Genomic DNA, 4,213 nt, shown 5'->3' on the forward strand with positions numbered 1-4,213 from the left:
GCGACCAACGCTCCTAAACTAAAGTTTAGGGCGGATATCAGGCTTTCATGTCAAAACCGAGGTGCTTGGCCACGGTAAAGATGTCTTTGTCGCCACGTCCGCACATATTCATGACCAAGAGATGATCCTTCGGCAGATCAGGGGCAATCTTCATGACATGAGCAAGCGCATGCGAGGGCTCCAACGCAGGGATGATTCCTTCCAGAGCACAGCAGAGTTGGAAGGCTTCAAGCGCCTCCACATCGGTGATCGCTACGTATTGCGCCCGCCCGATGTCATGCAGCCAGGCATGCTCCGGCCCGATGCCAGGGTAATCAAGGCCAGCTGAAATGCTGAAGCCTTCAAGGATCTGACCTACGTCATCCTGCAACAGATAGGTCCGGTTTCCATGCAACACGCCAGGGCGGCCGCCTGTCAGCGACGCGCAATGTTCCATCTTGGCGTTGACGCCTTTGCCGCCCGCCTCGACCCCGATGATATTCACAGAAGTATCGTCCAGGAACGGATAGAACAGACCCATCGCATTTGAACCGCCACCAATGGCGGCGATCAGGGTGTCGGGCAAACGGCCTTCGGCGGCCTGCATCTGCTCTTTGGTTTCTTGTCCAATGATGGCCTGAAAATCACGGACCATCGCCGGATAGGGGTGCGGGCCTGCCACCGTGCCAATGCAATAGAAGGTATCGCGGACGTTGGTCACCCAATCACGCAACGCATCGTTCATCGCGTCTTTGAGCGTACCGCGGCCCGAGGTTACAGGCACAACCTCTGCGCCCAGAAGCTTCATCCGGAACACGTTCGGTGCTTGGCGTTCAACATCATGCGCACCCATGTAAACCACGCATTTGAGACCGAACTTGGCACAGACCGTGGCCGTCGCCACACCATGCTGGCCCGCACCGGTTTCCGCGATGATGCGGGTCTTGCCCATACGGCGGGCAAGGATGATCTGGCCCAGCACATTGTTGATCTTATGCGCGCCGGTGTGGTTCAGCTCATCACGCTTCATATAAATCTTGGCACCACCCAAATGCTGGGTCAGCCGTTCGGCGTGATACAGCGGACTGGGGCGACCGACATAGTGGGTCCACAGATCGTGCATCTCGGCCCAGAAAGTTTCATCTGTTTTGGCGAACTCGTATTGCTCTTCCAGTTCCAAGATCAAAGGCATCAATGTCTCGGAGACGAAACGCCCGCCGAATTGACCAAAGCGGCCCTTTTCATCGGGACCGGTCATGAAACTGTTGAATAGATCGTTGGCCATAGGACACCTGCTGTTTTTCGCGCCTGACAGCCTTATCGCCAAGATGGGAAATGGTAAAGCGGCCATCGGGCGACAAAGGGATGGTTGCGGTCTTCATATCCGCGCTTGCGGCAAGACGGTGATGGCGGGTTAGTGCGTCAATGCCGCCGCACAAAACGCAGCGATCAATTCAGCATCCTTCACGCCCGGTGCAGTTTCCACACCAGAGGAGACATCAACCTGCGCGGCCCCTGTCAGGGCAATCGCCTCGGCCACATTCTGTGGCGTCAGCCCACCGGCCAGCATCCACGGAACCGGCCAGCGACGGCCTGCAATCAAACGCCAGTCGAAGGCCAAGCCGTTGCCGCCGGGCAAAGTTGCGTCTTTGGGGGGTTTTGCATCAACCAGAATTTGATCTGCAACCTTGGCATAATCATCCAGCGCCGCCAGGTCAGACGCATCCGCGACCCCCACGGCCTTCATCACCGGCAGACCATAGCGGGCGCGGATCGCGGCAACGCGTTGCGGCGTTTCATGCCCGTGCAGTTGCAAGATATCCAGCGGCACCACATCGGTGATGGCATCAAGCAATGCATCGTCGGCATCAACGACCAAGGCAACTTTTGCGATGCCCGCCGGCACGGCACGCGCGACCTCTGCGGCTTGTGCTATTGTGACATTGCGGGGGGATTTCGGAAAAAAGACCAGACCGACATAGGACGCCCCGGCATCGACCGCAGCCTGCATCATGGCAACATCACGCAGCCCGCAAATCTTCACCCGTGGATACGCGGCCATCAGCCTGTTTTTTCAAGCAGCGCCAGAACGTCATCATGGTCTTTTGCGCCGGGTGCTGCACCGCGCAGTTGGGCCACTTCCCGGCGCAAGGCTTCAACCTCGCGGGCTTTGCCGCGCCCTTCTGCACGGATGCGATGCTCGCGGACCCATTCCCACAGAAAGCCGATCATCAGACCGGCACCGACGCTGATAAAGATGACCACAAAAAGCGGCAGGGTAATATCTGGCGAAAGGCCCAACAGATCACCCAAAGCTTCGGGCATCGCCCGAACCGTCACAACATCACGGTTGGCCAAGCCAATCAGGATGAGACAAAGGCCCACGATGGCCCAGAATGCATAGCGTATCGTTTTCATGCCATCACCTTACCGCAGTTCACCGATGCGGTGAACCGGTTTTCGCACGCGACAGACGTGCTATGCCGAGTGGCCGTTCAAGCGATCCCGCAAAAGCTTGCCGGTCTTAAAGAAAGGTACGTGCTTTTCATCGACTTCCACCGATTCACCGGTGCGCGGGTTTCGCCCGATCCGTTGATCCCGCTTCTTGACCGAAAATGCACCAAATCCGCGCAACTCTACCCGGTCACCCCGCGACATGGCTTCGATGATTTGCTCAAAGATCGTGTTCACAATCTTTTCGACGTCACGTTGGTAAAGGTGGGGGTTCTCATCGGCGAGTTTCTGGATCAGTTCGGAACGGATCATAATTTGGCCTCCCAACCAGCAGTCTGATACTAAGCGCAGTTTGTCCCTGCTTTTCAACTGACTATAGGCATTTTGAAGCTGTGGTGAAATACTATGAATGGTCGGAACTGGCTGAAAATGCCGCCTTCACCAAGGTGAATTCGTTTGATTCATGAAGATTAGCGCTTGGCGCACGATTCAGTCGCACAAGATCGATTCGATGCTTTCATCCCGATTCGGGCCTGTCGTGATGGTCATGGCGGGAAATGCGACCTTGGCGCACGAGCGCCCGCGCGCAAGACTACTCCCTCTGCCTGATGAAAGGACTGTGGCTTGCCCGATCAGGCAACAACCGGCCCTGCGCATCAAAATCGTCATCCGCGTTGAATGGCAAACAAGCACGGGTATCGCAGGACGCCAAAAGATCCGCTTGGCCCTGCAGGACATCCTGCAAGCGTGTCTCCAACTCTTGGCGCCGCGCACCCTTGTGAAAGCCATGCACGCCGTGGACAATTCTTGGCACAAGCACCGTGAACCCAAGATAGCGCAATGTATAGGCCGCAGGCCAAAGCAGCATCTGCACATCGCCTTCCTTGCCGTTGAAAGCACTTTCCTCGGCCCGTGACCCTGTCGTGACGCAAAACAACGCGGTCTTGCCCCGGCAAAGACCGGTATCGAACCGCTGTTCCACGCTATGCAATGCGCCATGCGCAAAGGCTCTGTCAAACCAGCCCTTGAGGATCGCCGGCGGCGCAAACCACCACAGGGGGAAATGGAAAACCACGCGATCCGCCTGCCTGATTTTTGCGATCTCGCCCGCGACATCCAAAGGCAGACGGTCTGATTGCGCGCGGTCCTCTTGTGCCTTGAGCGGGTCAAACTGCGTTGCATCTTCCCAGTCGGGATAGCGGGCCGCTGCCTCGGCAGGGTGAAAGCCCATCGCGTATAGATCAGACCAAAGAACGGTGTCACCCTGTGCAATGGCGGCCCGTTCTGTCGCATCTGCCCAGGCACCGTTAAAGGATCGTTTGTCTGGATGGGCCAGAACGATAAGCGTGGTTGACATGGCGAAACCTCGGGTCAGGGACTGCGGTCAGAACACCGCATCTGTTCAAAAGCGGCAAGCCCCGCCCATAAAAAAGCCCCGCCGGAATTTCTTCCGGCGGGGCAAATTTTCAATCCGGAACCGGACTTATTCGTCGCGCTTCAACGCTGCACCGAGGATATCACCCAAGGACGCACCGGAATCAGACGAACCGAACTGCTCGACTGCTTCTTTCTCTTCCGCGATTTCGCGTGCCTTGATTGACAGACCCAGCTTGCGGGTCTTGCTGTCGATGGCTGTGACGCGCACGTCGACCTTGTCGCCAACGCCGAAACGCTCTGGGCGCTGTTCGGCGCGGTCACGGGACAGATCGGAACGACGGATAAAGGATTTCGCACCTTCATAGTCGACTTCGATGCCGCCATCTTCGATCTTGGTCACTTC

Annotated in this window: 6 protein-coding genes; all 6 read right to left on the reverse strand. The window is 57.2% G+C overall.

All coding sequences use genetic code 11. The features are described from left to right. Positions 1–37 precede the first annotated feature (37 nt). On the reverse strand, positions 38–1,264 hold the full coding sequence (gene trpB / locus NWQ23_RS06270) for a tryptophan synthase subunit beta (protein ID WP_306165404.1): 1,227 nt from the start codon (positions 1,262–1,264) through the stop codon (positions 38–40). Positions 1,265–1,393: 129 nt separating this feature from the next. Continuing rightward, positions 1,394–2,041, reverse strand: coding sequence for a phosphoribosylanthranilate isomerase (locus tag NWQ23_RS06275; protein WP_306165405.1), 648 nt, complete (start codon positions 2,039–2,041; stop codon positions 1,394–1,396). After that, a complete protein-coding gene (locus NWQ23_RS06280) occupies positions 2,041–2,397 on the reverse strand; it encodes a LapA family protein (RefSeq protein WP_306165406.1) in 357 nt (118 codons plus the stop codon). The genes NWQ23_RS06275 and NWQ23_RS06280 overlap by 1 nt, the downstream gene beginning before the upstream one ends. A 60-nt stretch (positions 2,398–2,457) precedes the next feature. After that, positions 2,458–2,745, reverse strand: coding sequence for an integration host factor subunit beta (ihfB, locus tag NWQ23_RS06285; RefSeq protein WP_306165407.1), 288 nt, complete (start codon positions 2,743–2,745; stop codon positions 2,458–2,460). Positions 2,746–3,025: 280 nt separating this feature from the next. Beyond that, positions 3,026–3,790: an NAD(P)H-dependent oxidoreductase gene (locus NWQ23_RS06290; protein WP_306165408.1), complete on the reverse strand. Its 765-nt coding sequence runs from the start codon at positions 3,788–3,790 to the stop codon at positions 3,026–3,028. A gap of 126 nt (positions 3,791–3,916) precedes the next feature. After that, positions 3,917–4,213 (reverse strand): S1 RNA-binding domain-containing protein (locus NWQ23_RS06295; RefSeq protein WP_306165409.1); only part of this gene is annotated, 297 nt, incomplete at its 5' end.

The sequence above is a fragment of the Yoonia sp. genome (assembly GCF_030731595.1).
Lineage (GTDB): Bacteria > Pseudomonadota > Alphaproteobacteria > Rhodobacterales > Rhodobacteraceae > Yoonia.